General features: G+C 40.1%; 16 protein-coding genes. All 16 read left to right on the top strand.

Features of this window, described 5'->3' with window-relative positions; genetic code table 11:
• Positions 1-9 precede the first annotated feature (9 nt).
• The 16 genes from cobT (at position 10) to Q0A08_RS08795 (ending at position 12,997) form a co-directional block, all read left to right on the top strand.
• Positions 10-1,092 (top strand): nicotinate-nucleotide--dimethylbenzimidazole phosphoribosyltransferase, encoded by a 1,083-nt coding sequence (cobT, locus tag Q0A08_RS08870; protein ID WP_438466417.1) that lies wholly within the window; start codon positions 10-12, stop codon positions 1,090-1,092.
• Between the two features lie 21 nt (positions 1,093-1,113).
• Complete coding sequence (locus Q0A08_RS08865; RefSeq protein WP_438466415.1) at positions 1,114-1,917, top strand: adenosylcobinamide-GDP ribazoletransferase; 804 nt, start codon at positions 1,114-1,116, stop codon at positions 1,915-1,917.
• Between the two features lie 109 nt (positions 1,918-2,026).
• The gene (locus Q0A08_RS08860; RefSeq protein WP_438466413.1) at positions 2,027-2,626 is read left to right on the top strand and encodes a histidine phosphatase family protein; all 600 of its coding nucleotides are present in this window, start codon (positions 2,027-2,029) and stop codon (positions 2,624-2,626) included.
• Positions 2,627-2,660: 34 nt separating this feature from the next.
• Positions 2,661-3,278, top strand: coding sequence for a trimeric intracellular cation channel family protein (locus Q0A08_RS08855; RefSeq protein WP_036179914.1), 618 nt, complete (start codon positions 2,661-2,663; stop codon positions 3,276-3,278).
• 10 nt (positions 3,279-3,288) lie between these two features.
• Entirely contained in the window at positions 3,289-3,897 is a 609-nt protein-coding gene (cobO, locus tag Q0A08_RS08850; protein WP_438466411.1) for a cob(I)yrinic acid a,c-diamide adenosyltransferase, read from the top strand.
• Positions 3,891-5,003 carry an endonuclease/exonuclease/phosphatase family protein gene (locus tag Q0A08_RS08845; RefSeq protein ID WP_438466409.1) on the top strand — a complete coding sequence of 371 codons (1,113 nt, stop codon included), beginning with the start codon at positions 3,891-3,893 and terminating at the stop codon, positions 5,001-5,003. Before cobO ends, Q0A08_RS08845 begins: the two co-directional genes overlap by 7 nt.
• Before the next feature lie 142 nt (positions 5,004-5,145).
• Positions 5,146-6,441: a diguanylate cyclase gene (locus Q0A08_RS08840; protein WP_438466407.1), complete on the top strand. Its 1,296-nt coding sequence runs from the start codon at positions 5,146-5,148 to the stop codon at positions 6,439-6,441.
• A 172-nt stretch (positions 6,442-6,613) separates the two neighbouring features.
• A complete protein-coding gene (locus Q0A08_RS08835) occupies positions 6,614-7,228 on the top strand; it encodes a YitT family protein (protein WP_438466405.1) in 615 nt (204 codons plus the stop codon).
• A gap of 418 nt (positions 7,229-7,646) precedes the next feature.
• Positions 7,647-8,339, top strand: coding sequence for a pseudouridine synthase (locus tag Q0A08_RS08830; protein ID WP_438466404.1), 693 nt, complete (start codon positions 7,647-7,649; stop codon positions 8,337-8,339).
• 61 nt (positions 8,340-8,400) lie between these two features.
• Positions 8,401-8,775, top strand: coding sequence for a DUF2750 domain-containing protein (locus Q0A08_RS08825; protein WP_438466402.1), 375 nt, complete (start codon positions 8,401-8,403; stop codon positions 8,773-8,775).
• Positions 8,776-8,973: 198 nt separating this feature from the next.
• Positions 8,974-9,327 (top strand): BufA1 family periplasmic bufferin-type metallophore, encoded by a 354-nt coding sequence (locus tag Q0A08_RS08820; RefSeq protein WP_438466400.1) that lies wholly within the window; start codon positions 8,974-8,976, stop codon positions 9,325-9,327.
• A gap of 20 nt (positions 9,328-9,347) precedes the next feature.
• On the top strand, positions 9,348-10,268 hold the full coding sequence (bufB, locus tag Q0A08_RS08815) for an MNIO family bufferin maturase (protein WP_438466398.1): 921 nt from the start codon (positions 9,348-9,350) through the stop codon (positions 10,266-10,268).
• Entirely contained in the window at positions 10,261-11,076 is an 816-nt protein-coding gene (locus Q0A08_RS08810) for an HvfC/BufC family peptide modification chaperone (RefSeq protein ID WP_438466397.1), read from the top strand. Before bufB ends, Q0A08_RS08810 begins: the two co-directional genes overlap by 8 nt.
• Before the next feature lie 3 nt (positions 11,077-11,079).
• Positions 11,080-11,607: a DoxX family protein gene (locus Q0A08_RS08805; protein ID WP_438466395.1), complete on the top strand. Its 528-nt coding sequence runs from the start codon at positions 11,080-11,082 to the stop codon at positions 11,605-11,607.
• A gap of 186 nt (positions 11,608-11,793) precedes the next feature.
• Positions 11,794-12,291 carry a HugZ family protein gene (locus Q0A08_RS08800; protein WP_438466393.1) on the top strand — a complete coding sequence of 166 codons (498 nt, stop codon included), beginning with the start codon at positions 11,794-11,796 and terminating at the stop codon, positions 12,289-12,291.
• A 79-nt stretch (positions 12,292-12,370) separates the two neighbouring features.
• A complete protein-coding gene (locus tag Q0A08_RS08795; RefSeq protein ID WP_438466392.1) occupies positions 12,371-12,997 on the top strand; it encodes a TetR/AcrR family transcriptional regulator in 627 nt (208 codons plus the stop codon).
• The last annotated feature ends 49 nt before the right edge of the window (positions 12,998-13,046 follow it).

Genomic DNA, 13,046 nt, shown 5'->3' with positions numbered 1-13,046 from the left:
GGAAATAGAATGGCTAATGCTCGTTTTAATATTGCGCCTGTCAGTACAACGATGGATGCCGCACTAGAAGATAAGATTAATAATAAGACCAAGCCGTTAGGTGCGTTAGGACAACTTGAGTCTTTAGCTAAGCAATTGGGGCAAATTCAACAAAGCCTTGAGCCTGAAATCAATAAACCTCATATGATAGTGTTTGCGGCTGACCATGGGGTAGTAGCACAAAATGTTAGCCCTTTTCCGCAGGAAGTGACTTATCAAATGGTGCTTAACTTTTTGTCTGGTGGTGCTGCTGTAAATGTGTTTTGCGCCCAACATAAAGTGCCTTTTCGCATTGTTGATGTGGGTGTTAAGTCTATTTTTGATGACCATAACCTATTATCTAAACGTAAGGTCGCCAATGGCACGAAAGACTTCACTAAAAAAGCAGCTATGACAGAGTATGAGTTTAAAGCGGCTCTACAGGTTGGTTTTGACGAAGTAGACAGGGCTAAAACAGCTGGATCTAATCTAGTTATGTTTGGTGAAATGGGGATAGGGAATACCACTACGGCCTCTTGTATGATGGCTACTTTAACGGGATTATCAGCAGAAAGTTGTGTTGGACCTGGTACTGGTGCAAGTGAAGAGGGTATTGCTCGTAAAGCAAAAGTGATCGAGCAAACACAGCAAAGAATTAAAGACGATCACCCAAGAGATTTGTACCGAAAGTCTATTTCTGAATTAGATGTACAACTTATTGCTCAAGAGTGTGGTGGTTTTGAAATTATTGCTATGACAGGGGCAATGATACGTGCTGCAGAGCGCAAAATCGCGTTTGTTGTTGATGGTTTTATTTGCAGTGTGGCTTATTTACTGGCTTACAAGCTGGACGAAAATGTAAAAGGCTTTGCTATCTTTGCTCATGAATCACAAGAAACAGCACATGCAGCTTTATTACGCTATCTTGAAGTGACGCCTTTATTATCTATGTCATTAAGGCTAGGTGAAGGTTCTGGTGCAATTTTGGCCTTGCCACTGATTGAAAGTGCGACCTTATTTTTGAAAAACATGGCAAGCTTTGAAAGCGCTGAAGTGAGCCAAGAAAAAACTTAGTAATGCTAGGGTGGTAACAAGATGAAAGCATGGTTACTTGGTTTAATAGAGCAGCCTTGGCCGACAAAAGCCATGTTAATCGAAGGCTTTAAACGTTCTGTTATCACCTATAGTCGCTTGCCACTTAAACATGAGTGGCAAGATGATGCTCCCCATGTTCAAGCGGTTACCTTTTTACCTTTAGTTGGTGCCATTATTGCTTCAATTAGTACATGGCCTTTGCTGTTTGATTTCTCTGATTCTCTTTCTGCTTTGTTAATCATAATATCCAGTGTGATACTAACAGGTGCTTTTCATGAAGATGGCCTGATGGATAGCCTTGATGGTCTGATTGGTGGCTGGACGCAAGAACAAAGGTTAGAAATTATGAAGGACTCAAGGCTTGGGAGTTACGCTGCCATTGGTATTTGGTGTGTGCTTAGTCTCAAGTGGCTATTATTGACTCAAATTCTTGCTTTAACACAAAGTGTTTTGATAGGAGGACTTCTTTGGTTGTTTGTTCATGCTTTAGCTAGGGTAACCCCTATCCTTATCATGCACAAATTACCTTATGTTTCGTTGGGAAAATCTAAAGCTATATCTATGATTGGTAAATTAACGCCCCACGAATGGGTTTATGTTGGAGCACCAATCGCGTTACTTTCAAGCTTTATGTTTGCTTGGCACATAGGTACTTTCTTATGTGTATTAGTGGGTATTATTGCTACAGTATTTGGTCGTTATTTAAAGCATAAAATCTCTGGTTTTAATGGCGATACGCTAGGAGCCTCCGAGCAAATATCTGAATTAGCCCTACTGTTTTCGATTCTTATTTATTTTAGTTAAGGCGCCAGCGAATAAGTCCTCCCGACTGAGAAGAGGTGATTTAATCGCTGCTTCCTTAATTGTGTTTACCGATCTTTTTGTATTCCTGCTTGATTAATGCGAGGCCATTGTGAAACTCTTTTTAATACGACACCCTCAACCTGATATTGAAAAAGGCCTATGTTATGGGGCGATGGATCTTGATCTTGCGCCAGCATGGGAGGAAGACGCAGAGTTGCTTGCAAGCTGGTTGTTTTCTCGAATAAAAGGGACGAGTGTGAGTTTTCACAGCCCATTGCAAAGAGCGGCCAAACTAGCTGACTTTTTAGATCCTGAATCTCATAGTGTAGATGCTTTAAAAGAGCTCGATTTTGGTTTATGGGAAGGGCGTTTGTGGCATCAAATAGACAGAGAAGAGATAGATGCTTGGTCTCAAGACATCGTTCATAGTGCGCCTTATAAGGGTGAGTCGTTAGATCAAGTGAGACAAAGGGTGATGGGTTGGTGGCAGCAAAAGTATCAAGCGCTTCAGCATGCCCAAGAGATGCCTGATAATGTAATTTTAGTCGCGCACTCGGGCGTCATTAAAGTCTTAGTGAGTCAATTATGTGGCTGGCCTTTGGCGCAAAGTCATCTTATTAACCCCGGTATGATGAGTGTCACTGAGTTGTACCTCTCCGGTGATTTTGTACAGCTCAACCGTTTAGGTGCAGGGGATTGGCTTAATTAGCCATTGTCTTGCTTTCGATTTTAGGATATTTCTTATGTTGTATTATTTAGGCATGTTCGGCATCGCAGCGTTTGCGATTACTGGGGTTATTTCCTCTGGTAAGCGGGATATGGATCTCTTTAGTATTATTCTATTGGGTATGGTTGCCTCTTTAGGTGGCGGTACGATTCGTGATGTTATTTTATCCATGGAGACTGTTTACTGGGTGAAAGATACCTCTTATCTTTGGGTAGCAGTAGGTTCATCCTGCTTTGCTTTTTTTAGTATTCGTTACATCGCTAACCGTGAAACCTTATTCAATTATGCCGATGCTTTTGGTTTGGCACTTTTTACTGTAGTGGCGACTGAGAGAGTGTTGTTGTACCAATTCCCTGATACGATTGCGATCGTCATGGGCGTCATTACTGGGGTAGCTGGTGGCATCATCCGAGATGTTATTTCACATCGACCACCTTTGGTTTTAGGACGAGAATTTTATGCAACACCCGCATTTTTAGGCGCCGCTATGGTGGTTGCACTGTCAAAAATTGCACCTGGACATGAATTTAATGCGATTTACAGCGCGGCCTTTATTTTTATACTTAGAATATTGGCGATTCATAAAGGGCTTTATTACCCGAAATGGCTGCTGTATAAAAAAACAATCGACTAGGACAGACAAGATGGCAATTCAGCAAGAAGATGCAGATAAAAGAGAAGCGCGTTTATTAAAGAAAAAAGCAGTGGTTGATGGTCGTATCGCGGCTGCGACTGAAGAGCGTGGCGTGACGATTTTATTAACAGGTAATGGTAAAGGTAAAAGCTCCAGTGCCTTTGGGACTATGGCAAGAGCGCTTGGTCATGGTCACAAAGCCGCAGTAATTCAATTTATTAAAGGCCGTAAAGAGACGGGCGAACAGCTTTTTTTCTCTGAGCATCCGCAAGTGTCTTTTAGTGTGATGGGACATGGTTTTACCTGGGAAACCCGTGATCCAGAATTAGAGCAAAAAGCGGCGGAGCAAGCTTGGCAGTTAGCGCGTGAAAAACTATCTGACCCTTCTATTCACTTTGTATTGCTAGATGAAATTACTTATATGTATAAGTATGGCTATCTTGAGGTTAATGATTTAGTTGAAGCTTTGGCTAATCGTCCCGCTCACCAGAATGTGATGATGACTGGCCGTACCGCACCTAGGGCTTTATTAGACAGTGTCGATACCCATAGTAAAATTGCTGATGAAAAGCATGCTTTTAAAGCGGGTGTTAAAGCGCAAGTGGGTATTGAGTGGTAGTTCGAGTAGCGACCTATAATGCTGCTTTAAATCGCCCTTATGCAGGGGCACTTAAGCAGGTGTTAACCTGCTTTGATAAGCTTAACTCCCATACATGGGATAAGCAGGCTGTGGCGGTTGCATTAGTCATCCGCCATGTGAGGCCAGATATACTATTACTTAATGAGTTTGATTATGACGAAAGTGGCGACTCTCTTGCTGCGTTTTGTGAACATTATTTAGAAAACCCAGACTTACCACAGGCTCTGTTAGCGCCGCCCATTTATTACCCCGAACGTTTTTCTGCCCCCGTAAACACGGGTCTACCTTCAGGGCGTGACTTCGACAAAGACGGCGTTGCCTCCGACAAAGGTGCTGATGCTTTGGGTTTTGGTGCCTTTCCTGGCCAATATGGCATGTTAGTCTTATCTCAGTATCCTATTTTGACGGAAACTTTTAGAAGCTTTCAGCATTTTTTATGGGCACAAATGCCAAATGCAAAATTGCCACAGAAAAGTGAGAGGCAAGGTGGTGGGGATTGGTTTGATCAAGGTGATTTAGCCAAGTTACCTCTGTCGTCAAAATCCCATTGGGACCTGTCTGTTCAACTTGAAGAAGACGTTTTACATCTACTTTGCTCACACCCAACTCCCCCCGTATTTGATGGTGATGAGAGACGCAATGCATGCCGGAATCATGATGAGATACGCTTTTGGAAAGATTATGTGCAAGGTGAATCTTATATGTTGGATGACGCAGGTGTTGCTGGTGGACTAGCAGAAGGCGCTGAGTTCTTAGTGCTGGGTGATTTAAATGCCAGTCTAAAAGAAGGTGATGCTATGTCACAGAGTTTACAGTACTTGTTAGATGCTTTAGAGATTAAGCAAACACAGCTGCCAACAAGTGATGGGGCGGTAGAGCATTCACCTAATCTTCCCTGGGCTAAGTGGCATACGGCGAGTTGGCGATTGAATGCAGATTATGTGCTTTATCCAAGAACAATTGATAGACATTTCTCTGTACAAAAACAAGGTGTTTTTTGGCCTGAAAGCACGAGTCCCATGGCTAAAAGTGTGAAGCAAGCGTCTGATCATAGACTCGTTTTTATGGATCTTAAAAAGCGATAAGAACCCATATTTAAGTCTTTATATTTAGCTTCTAGGTATTCCCTGACCATTTTTACTTTTCCCTAATGGTAAAATAAACTTTTTACTTTCCCTTGAGCTAATGGTAAAAAATGCCCTGTTAAGGTTTAGGGATAACCTCTTTATGTTAGAAATTAATCCAGATAATCAGCTTATACAAGCCTTGTCTGCTTATGTGAATGAAGCCATATTAATCATAAAAGCAGAGGATGCTCAGTGTTTATATGCTTCACCTTTAGCGTGTCAGTACCTTCAATCTTGTGCTTCGAACTTGCAAGAAAATACGCTGTTTGAAATTGATAAAGAGCTTAGCGATTTTAATCAATGGCAGGCGTATGTGAGTCAAATTCAAATTGATAATGCTCATGCCCATTACACCTGTTTTTTACGTGATGATCGTTCTGAACTGTCTGTTGAGATCAGAGCGAATTGGATTCGCTTTCAAGGCGTCGAATCTATCTTAATGACAGTGCGAGATGTATCCGCACGTCATATTTACGAAGAGAAAGTATTAGAAGATAAGGTGTTACGTACTTTCACTCTTCGTGAAGCACAAGATGGCTATTGGGATTGGGACTTAGTTGAAAACACCCTTTACTTGAGCCCACATTGCTTCCATCTTATGCGGATTAATCAAAATGAAGTTAGCTGTTCAGTGTTAGAGCAGTGGTTAAACGTTATTCATCCTCAGGACAAAAAAACAGCCTTTCAAACAATCGATAATCACGTCAGAGGGAAAACAGAGAGGTTTAAGCTCAAGTATCGTTTAAAACAAAAAGGTGGCGAATATATCTGGGTTCAGGGGCGTGGAGCGACAGTAGAACGTGACGAAGACGGTAACCCAACTCGTATTTTAGGGGCTGTGATAGATATTACTGAATCTGAGTCTACCACTCAAAACCTCTTGTGGCATTCTCAGCATGATGCGCTTACAAAGGTATTTAACCGTAAGAAGGGTTATGAGTTCTTTCATGAATACCTCATACAAGCACAGCAATCTCAGAGAGATGGTCTGCCTGCTTTGTTCCAAATTGCCGTGCTAGATATCGATGACTTTAAGCGAGTGAATGATCAGTATGGGCATCTAGTTGGTGATGCTTTACTGCAGCACTTTACTGACTTTGTTCAAAGCTATATTGAAGGTGACATGATATTGGCCAGATGGGGTGGGGAAGAGTTTGTCCTATTAAGTTATGGCACCAGAGATATGGACTTTATTAACCTCATTGATCATTTGGTGAAACGTTACTCAAGTAGTACTTTTAAAGGGGATTTAGCAAAACCAATACATACCTCTGTGAGTGTAGGGGTGGCGTGCTTTAAAGGGGAGCAAGACTCAATCGCCTCTTTATTTAAAGCAGCAGATCAAGCTATGTATCAGGCAAAAGCTGAGGGAAAAAATACGTTTTGTTTGGCTTAGTAATACTAAGCCTTTATGTCATATATTAGTACGAAAAAGTGTACAGATTATTATACACTTGTTTTGTTTTTGCAAAAAAAACCAATGTTTAAAAGATTGTGAAATTACATGAATTCACTAAAATTCGCTTGCCTGAGCAAAGTTCAGGTTTTCAGTGAGTAGGAGACATGAAATGACCACAATGACAGCAACCCCTTTTAAACACACCAGAATTGAAGATGCTCAAGCTATCATCATAGGTACTATTCTTGCCGCTTTAGGTGTCAACCTTTATACCTCTGCAAGTTTACTATCTGGCGGTACTGCTGGCTTGGCTTTTCTTGCTCAATATGCTTTCCCATTTAGCTTTGGTGAAGTGTTTTTCGTGATTAACTTACCTTTCTATTACCTTGCTATTACTCAGATAGGTTGGGAATTCACCTTAAAAACATTTGCCAGCGTATTACTGGTTTCTTTCTTCGCAGATATCACTCCAATGTTTATTAGTTTTGAAGGCTTAAACCCTATTTATGCGAGTCTTGTTGGTGGCTTCTTGATGGGGGCTGGCTTCCTTATGCTGTTCCGCCACAATGCGAGTCTAGGTGGTTTGAATATCTTAGCGCGCTATTTAGCTCAAACCCGTGGTTACTCAATTGGTAAGTTCCAGATGATAGTGGACTGTATCATTGTGTTTATGGCTATTTTTGTTGTCGATCTAGAGGCCATTCTATTATCTGTATTGGGTGCTGTTGCACTAAACTTAATCTTGGCTGTTAATCATAAGCCTGGCCGTTATAGTGGCTTTTAAAGCGCTGTATCCTTAGCTTTCTTTAGATAAAGCTTAAGACGCTATTGCCCATCAAACCTTTTGGTGGGCTTAATCAACTATTTCCTCTTTACTACGTTCTCTTTTGTTCTTTGTTTTTCTTTCGTTTTGTTGTCTTACTTGGGGTCTTAAAGGACATTTAAGGTTAATTGTTTCACTATTCTCTTTGATAATGATTACTTAGAATTTTCTTAGGTATTTATCAGCTTGCCTCTTTGATAAAATAACGTATCTTGCATATCTAATTATGCCTAAAGCGGCGCTCTTCTATAGAAGGTGTTACAAGTGGGCTGGTTGGAACAAGTAGTGGATGATGTCCTTGCTGTATGTAAAAGAGGTTCTTCAAAAGGTTTGGCTCTATTAGCCAAGTCATTAAACGATTTATTTAAGAGTAACTAACTTGCGTTTAGATTATTACCTAGCCCATGCTGCTAATTTATCAAGAAAAGAAGCCAAAATAGCCATTGCTAGAGGTCGTGTTCTTGTTAACGGTGAAAGCAAATTAAAAGCCAATACTAGCGTGACAGATAACTGTGATGTGATATTGGATAAGAAGTCATTATCTTTTCAGCAAAACAGATATTATATGATGCATAAACCAGAAGGTGTGGTGTGTGCGCTACAAGATGATGAGCACTCGGTGGTGCTAGATTTATTACCAAACGAGATTAAGAAAGAGCTGAAAGTAGTCGGTCGTCTTGATAAAGATACAACCGGTTTATTGCTTTTGACTACAGATGGCCAGTGGCTGCATAAAATCACTTCGCCTAAACATGATTGTCCAAAAACGTATTTGGTCGATTTGGCAGATAAGATAGAGCAAGATGCAGTGAGTGCCTTAGAGCAAGGTGTGTTGTTAAATGGTGAAATAGATTTAACAAAACCAGCCAAAGTGGTTATTCATTCTGATAAACAAATTAGCCTGACAATCAGTGAAGGTAAATACCATCAAGTGAAACGTATGTTGGCTGCTGTTGGTAATAAAGTAGAAGCGCTACATAGAAGTCAAATTGGGTCGCTTGTATTGCCAGCAGCCTTACCACTTGGAGAGTTTCAAGAATTAAGCCAAGAGCAAGCCGCTTTGTTAGTTTAAAAGTTGACGATGAATTTCCTGATCATAGGATGATCAAATTAACTTAAATTGAGAGTGAAGTATGTCTGAAGAATTAAGTGTTGAGCAAAGAGTGCATTTGTTAGCCTCTGCTGATGATGAGCGTATGGCGTATTTTGTTAAGCAGGTTAAAACATTTGAGCAGGTGTGGAGCTTGAGTAATGAAGAAGGGTTCGTCATGGTTGAAACGGATGAAGGGGACTGTGTCATGGTCTGGCCTGATGCTGATTTTGCCGCACAATGGGCGGTTGATGATTGGGATGACTGTGAACCTGTTTCTGTTCCATTAACTGAATTTAAAACAAATTGGTTGCCTAGCTTAGAAGCCGATAACATTGATATTGCCGTGTTCCCAAATATTGAAGACGAAGGCAAACTCATTAAAGCCAATGAGCTTGCTGAAGCGCTTACCGCCTAAAAAATTAACCTGCTAATTTTTTTAGCAGGTTAATTCCTAAACGCCATTTCTATGACTATCATTATCCTTTATCAAATCAGTGAGTTAAAAAAATAAATTTTTTTTGCAACAAGCTGGAACCAAGTCAGGATATCTCTGTCTATCTTTACTAGATACGTATCAATTACTGACAATAAACTGACAAAAGAGATAGCCATTATGAAAAATACATTGAATAAAGCCCTTCTTGCTGGTGCCGCTTTAGCTGTTATGACAAGTGCTGTTGAAGCAAAGCCAAATGATCAACTTACTATTTCTGCTGAAGCGACTTCAAGTGTGAAAGAGAAGTTTGATTCTTGGGTTGCAGGTGATCGTCTAAAAGGTCGTAAAGATCGTTGTTATGGTATTGCCCTTGCTGGTGAAAATGATTGTAAAGCAGGTGCAGGAACAAGTTGTGCAGGTACATCTACAACTGACTTCCAAGGTAACGCGTGGACTTATGCTCCTAAAGGCAGCTGTGAATTTATTATGACACCTAATGGCACTGCCTCTAAAAGTGAAATAAAAGCTTAGTGCAGGAAAGCTAGTCTTTTATGCATGACTCTCATCTTTTGACTCAAAGAAAGATGGACTTCTCTGGTGCTGGGATCAATTTGAAACCCCAGCACTATGATGAGGCCATTGCCTTAGCTTCTCATGATTCTGCTGACAAATCGCTTTGGTTTGAAGTGCATACTGAAAACTATTTTGTAGAAGGTGGGCCTAGGCTGGCGTATCTGCAAAAAATCAGAGAATTATATCCACTCAGTTTACATGGGGTAGGGGCTTCCTTAGGTAATCCTTCCTTATTAACTGAACCTCATCTTAAGCAAGTTGCACAGCTTGTAAAAAAGTTTGATCCTTTTTTAGTGTCTGAACATGCGACTTGGTCTAGTAGTCAAAATGCCTACTTTGCTGATTTATTACCTCTGCCTAGAACGCAAAGCGCTCTCGCTAGTTTGTGTGAAGGGATAGAAAAATATCAAGAGGCGATAGGTCGAAGTATTTTAATTGAAAACCCTACTAATTATTTAGATTTTGTTGCTGATATGGATGAAGCAGACTTTCTAATGGAAGCTATGAAACGAACTGGGTCAGGCTTGTTATTAGATGTGAATAATCTCTATTTAAGCAGCAAAAATACAGGGATGGATGTAAATGCCTATCTGGATGGCTTAGAGGGCGAACGTATTGGAGAGATACATATCGCAGGTTTTGCGATAGATGAAAACTTTCCGGAGCGCTTACTGATAGATAGTCATGGTTCGCCCGTTGCTGAAGGTGTTTGGCAATTATTAGAACAGGTGCTTTCACGCTTTGGCCCTAAGCCTGTATTGCTAGAGCGAGATGACAATATACCTACCTTTAATGAGCTGATGACAGAAAGAAATCAGGCTCAATCCTGCCTTGACTCGATTACACCATTAACTAATTTAGCTGCGACTTCTAGGCTTAATGAGGTGAATTTTGAGTGATCATGAGGATTATATTCAAGCCTTCAGTCATTTTATGCGAAGTGGTGATAATAGCCGTTTAAGTGACTTTTTAACGAGTGAGCAAAGTGCTGTTTTCTTAAGTATTTATCGTAATGGCTTTTATAAAGCTTGTTTAAGTGCCCTAAAAGCAAATTTTACCAGCTTAACCTTTATTTTAGATGAAACCGATTTTAATCAAATTGCGACCGCTTATATTAATCTTTATCCACCTAGCCAAGCTACTTTGGTTGCTTATGGCATGGCGTCGAGTTCAACTCATGCTGAATTAGAGAAAATACCCAGCTTTCCAGTATTTCTGCTGCAACTTGAAGGGCAAGAACCACCGATTTCTATTCCTTGGCGGGCTTTATATGATCTTGCTTTATTAGATCAGACTTGGATTAGTACCCTAAATAAGAAAAACACACAAATTGTTAGCTTAGCTCAAGTGCAGTCTATGCTAGAACAAGGCGATGATTTATCTCTGATACCTTTTAATCTGATCGAGTCCGTGTCCTTGGTAAATACTGAGTTTGCTGCTTTTTCCAAATGGCAAAGACTTAAGTTCCATGGCGAAGGAATAGATGCTGCTCATCGAGAGGAGCAAAATATTCTTTTTTGGCAGTATGAAGGAGAGGTTCAGGCCAAATTACTTACATCTGCTGAAGCGCATTTTTATCACGCGTTTTTAGCATCTGCTTCAATAGGTGATGCCTTAGAAAGTGCAGCTCAACAGGGTGCTGATTTAGATATTTCTGCTTTGTTTGCAGATTTACTAAATGCATCTCTTTTAAAATTAGAGGTTTAAAGAATGATTGGAAAAATCAAAGCATTGTACATTTCAGCAATTGGCTTTGTAGAAACTTGGTTAAAAGACATTGTTTTATTAGGCTTGAGGTTTCAGCTTGCAAATGTGTTTTTCTCTTCTGGCTTAGCTAAGTGGAATGGCTTTTTTGTGCCTAACCCTGATAACTATGATTTGTTCTTGTACGAGTTCTTTTGTCCTGAAGAGATTAGACCAGGTGCTTTGTTATTGTGTGATCCACAAACACTTGAATATCAAGAAGGTTCATTAACCGTTAGCTTAATTGAAAATGCGGCTTTAATGGCTGGCGTAATGGAAATTATATTACCTCTGTTGCTATTTGTTGGATTGTTCTCACGCTTTTCTGCATTAGCATTAATCGGTATGACAGCTTTTATTCAATTGGCTGTATTCCCTGAGTGGTCTCATTGGGTTAACCCTGCTTCATGGTGGGTTGCTGTTGGCGCGGCTATTTTAGTCAGTGGTCCAGGTAGATTCTCATTCGATAAAGTTTTAGGCCTAGAGAAAAAATAGCCTAAGAAAATTGATGATTTTATTTGCTGAGCCTGATCATAACTGATCAGGCTTTTTTGTTTGAAAAGCATGATAATTTCTTATTAGAAACAAAAAATTAACGAAAAACTGTGTTAGCATCGAAGCTTACAGGGCTAAACATGTCTTATCGGACAGCTTTTAACTCAAAGGGAAACTAAAAACTCGATGAAAAATAAAAGATTGCAAAATCAGCTCATTGAAGAGATTGATGCATTTTTAACAACCCAGAAAAGTTTAATGTTATCGACCTCAAATGAAGCAGGTTTTCCCCACGCTTCTTATGCCCCTTTTGCTATCCATGACAACGAACTGCTTATTTTTATTAGCCAGCTTGCTGCACACACTCAACATTTATTAACGACACCAAAAGCGGGTGTTTTAATGATAGAAGATGAGAGCTTAAGCCAAGATGTATTTGCTAGAACGCGATTAAGCTACCAAGTACAAGTCGAAGCAGTGGATCGTGATGATGAATTTTGGCCTCAAGGTATTGCCCTATTAAAAGATAAATTGGGCGATAGGATAGATTTATTGAGCCAGTTGGGGGATTTTGTTTTGTTCCGCTTAACACCAGTGGATGGCCGTTTTGTGAAAGGTTTTGGGCGAGCTTATGAAATTAATCCTGGATCACTTGTTGATGAACTCACTCATATCACAAAATAATAAGAAATGAAGAATAACAAGCTTTTAGCCAAGCCTATGAGTTACTGCTTGAGTGTAAAGTGTAGGAGTATAAAATTTAATGAGTAAGCGTAAAATTAATAGAGAAGAAGTTAGCTCGCGCATTTTACACGCTGCTGAGCATGAATTTGGCCTGTATGGATATAAGGGGGCTAGCCTACAAAATATCGCTAAAAGGGCTGGGCTGCCTAAAGCAAATATTGTTTATTACTTTGTCTCTAAAGAGAATCTATATAAAGTGGTACTGAATCAAATTGCCAGTAGTTGGAATGATGTATTCGATAAAGCCACAATTGATGATGACCCTGCCGTAGTGCTCGATAACTTTATTCGTACCAAGTTAGCGCAGAGTATTGCTAAACCTCGCAGCTCTCGTATTTTTGCGATGGAAGTGATTCAAGGGGCTGCGCACATTAGTGAATATCTAAGAGAAGAGTTGCGACCTTGGTTGCAAGATAGGATCAATCTGATTGAATCTTGGATAGCTAAAGGCAAGATGAAAGCGGTTGACCCCACTAGTTTGATTTTTATGATTTGGGCGACAACACAACACTATGCTGATTTTGAATCTCAGATACTTACCTTGTTGGATCAAGAGCATTACGCTGAGAGTGATATGACCCGCATTGGCGATACTATAAGCCAAACTATTTTAGGGGGCTGTGGGCTTAGTATGCCGTCGGCTTAAGTTTCTATTTCACAACTCTCAATCTGTTACTTATTAAGGCTAATAAATT

Origin of the sequence: Marinomonas sp. PE14-40 (assembly GCF_051623805.1) — a bacterium.
Lineage (GTDB): Bacteria > Pseudomonadota > Gammaproteobacteria > Pseudomonadales > Marinomonadaceae > Marinomonas.
Note: the sequence above shows the minus strand (reverse complement) of the source record. Positions and strands in the feature narration are given on the sequence as shown.

Bases quoted from the DNA above. Each gene is read 5' to 3' on its own strand.
- cobT (WP_438466417.1), top strand. From the start codon at position 10: ATGGCTAATGCTCGTTTTAATATTGCGCCTGTCAGTACAACGATGGAT.
- Q0A08_RS08865 (WP_438466415.1), top strand. From the start codon at position 1,114: ATGAAAGCATGGTTACTTGGTTTAATAGAGCAGCCTTGGCCGACAAAA.
- Q0A08_RS08855 (WP_036179914.1), top strand. From the start codon at position 2,661: ATGTTGTATTATTTAGGCATGTTCGGCATCGCAGCGTTTGCGATTACT.
- cobO (WP_438466411.1), top strand. From the start codon at position 3,289: ATGGCAATTCAGCAAGAAGATGCAGATAAAAGAGAAGCGCGTTTATTA.
- Q0A08_RS08840 (WP_438466407.1), top strand. From the start codon at position 5,146: ATGTTAGAAATTAATCCAGATAATCAGCTTATACAAGCCTTGTCTGCT.
- Q0A08_RS08835 (WP_438466405.1), top strand. From the start codon at position 6,614: ATGACCACAATGACAGCAACCCCTTTTAAACACACCAGAATTGAAGAT.
- Q0A08_RS08825 (WP_438466402.1), top strand. From the start codon at position 8,401: ATGTCTGAAGAATTAAGTGTTGAGCAAAGAGTGCATTTGTTAGCCTCT.
- Q0A08_RS08820 (WP_438466400.1), top strand. From the start codon at position 8,974: ATGAAAAATACATTGAATAAAGCCCTTCTTGCTGGTGCCGCTTTAGCT.
- bufB (WP_438466398.1), top strand. From the start codon at position 9,348: ATGCATGACTCTCATCTTTTGACTCAAAGAAAGATGGACTTCTCTGGT.
- Q0A08_RS08805 (WP_438466395.1), top strand. From the start codon at position 11,080: ATGATTGGAAAAATCAAAGCATTGTACATTTCAGCAATTGGCTTTGTA.
- Q0A08_RS08800 (WP_438466393.1), top strand. From the start codon at position 11,794: ATGAAAAATAAAAGATTGCAAAATCAGCTCATTGAAGAGATTGATGCA.
- Q0A08_RS08795 (WP_438466392.1), top strand. From the start codon at position 12,371: ATGAGTAAGCGTAAAATTAATAGAGAAGAAGTTAGCTCGCGCATTTTA.